The sequence below is a fragment of the Streptomyces sp. H39-C1 genome (assembly GCF_027158125.1).
GTDB lineage: Bacteria > Actinomycetota > Actinomycetes > Streptomycetales > Streptomycetaceae > Actinacidiphila > Actinacidiphila fildesensis.
In genome coordinates this window covers 12,040-13,907 of the sequence record NZ_JAPVLS010000146.1, presented here as the reverse complement: position 1 = coordinate 13,907, position 1,868 = coordinate 12,040, and the positions used below count along the sequence as shown (strand labels likewise).

Genomic DNA, 1,868 nt, shown 5'->3' with positions numbered 1-1,868 from the left:
GCCAAGGTCCGCGACCGGGGCCTGCGCCCCGACCGGACCAGCGCGCACCTGCTGCGCGAACTGGCGGCCGCGGTGAAGGGCAGCGGGCTCACCACCCGGCTGGAACGGCTGGGCGTGCCCGCCGTCCGGCTGGCCTGGGCCGCCGCGGTGCTGGGGACGGAGATCTCCCCGGAGCTCGCCGCGGACATCGCGGGCATCGGCGCGGCGGAGGCGGCCGAGGCCGCGGACACACTGCGCGGCGCCCGGGTGCTGACCGGCGGCGCGACCCTCGAATTCGTCCACCCGCTGATCGCCACCGCTGTCTACCGGGCGATCCCCGACGCGGCGCGGGTCGCGCTGCACGGCCGGGCGGCCTGGTCGGTCGTCGACGCCGGCCTCGGAGCCTCGGCCGCCGCCCGCCATCTGCTCGAGACCCACCCCGAGGGCGACTCCTGGGTCGTGGGCCAACTGCGGGACGCCGCCCGCGAGACGCTGCGCGCGGGCGCCCCGGAAGCCGCCCGCAGCTACCTCGGCCGGGCCCTGCGCGAACCCCCGTCCCCCGGCGAGCGCGCCGCCGTCCTGTACGAACTCGGCTGCGCCTCCCTGCTGCTCGAGCCCGCCACCACCGTCAACCATCTCCGGGCCGCGCTGGAGGAGCCGGCGGGCGACCCCGCCCTGCGCGAGGGGATCCTCTTCCACCTCTCCCAGGCACTCGCCCACAGCGACCGGCTCGACGAGGCCGCCGACACCGTCGGCCACGCGGCCCGTACCGCCACCGATCCCCGGGTCCGGCTGCGGATGCAGGCCGAGCAGTTCATGTGGGACGCGTTCCGGGCGGACGAGCCCGGCTCACCCGCCCGCTCCCGCCGGCTGGCCCGGCTCGCCGACCGGCTGACCGGCCGCGACCTCACCGAGCGGTACATCATCGGGCTGCGCGCCTGGGACGCCGTCCTGCGCGGCGAGCCGTCCGGCACCGCGCTGCGCCACGCGGGCCGGGCCCTGGACGGAGGGCTGCACTGGGCCGAGGCGGACTGCGGCTTCGAGGTCCCGGTGCTGGTCGCCCTGGTGCACATGTACGCGGACCGGCCCGGCCGGGCGGAGGAGCTGTTCGCCGACGGGATCGCCGAGTTCGAACGCCAGGGCTGGCGCGGCGCCCATCTGTCGTTCGGCTATCTGCTGCTCGGCTACGTCCGCTTCCGGCGCGGCCGGCTCGCCGAGGCCGAGGACTTCGCCCGCGCCGGACTGCGGCTCGCCGAGCGCGTCGGCCGGGGCACCCCCGTCCAGTGGTACTCCGTCGCGGTCCTCATCGAGGTGCTGCTCGCCCGCGGCCGGGTGGCCGAGGCGACGGAACTGGCCGCGGACCACGACTTCCACGCCCCGTTCCCCGCCGCCGTCACCTTCCCCGACGCCCAGGGCGTCTACGGCGAGCTGCTGCTCGCCCGCGGTATGGCGAAGGAGGCCGCCGTGGAACTGGCCGCCGTGGGCCGCCGGCTGAACCAGCGCGGCATGCGCAATCCCGCCTGGTGTCCCTGGCAGCCGCACCTGGCGCTCGCCGAGGCGTCCACCGCCCCGGACCGGGCCCGCGCCACGGCCATGGAGGCCGTCGCCCGCGCCCGGCAGTTCGGAGCCGCCTCCACGATTGGGCACACCCTGCGGATCGCCGCCGAGGTGTCCGGGGGAGCGGAGCGGATGAAGCTCCTGGAGGAGTCCGTCGACTCGCTGGAGCGCTCCCCGGCCGGCCACCAGCTGGCCTGCTCGCTGGTCGCCCACGGGACGGCGCTGCGCCGGGCGGGCCGCCCGGCGGAGGCCGCCGAGCAGCTCTACCGGGGTCTGGAGGGCGCCCTGCAGTGCGGCGCCGACGAACTGGCCTCACGGGCTCGCGGGGAGCT

1 pseudogene is annotated in these 1,868 nt (G+C 77.4%); it reads left to right on the top strand.

Annotated elements, in window-relative coordinates:
* Positions 1–1,868 (top strand): annotated as a pseudogene (locus O3W51_RS45190) (ATP-binding protein); the annotation flags it as partial.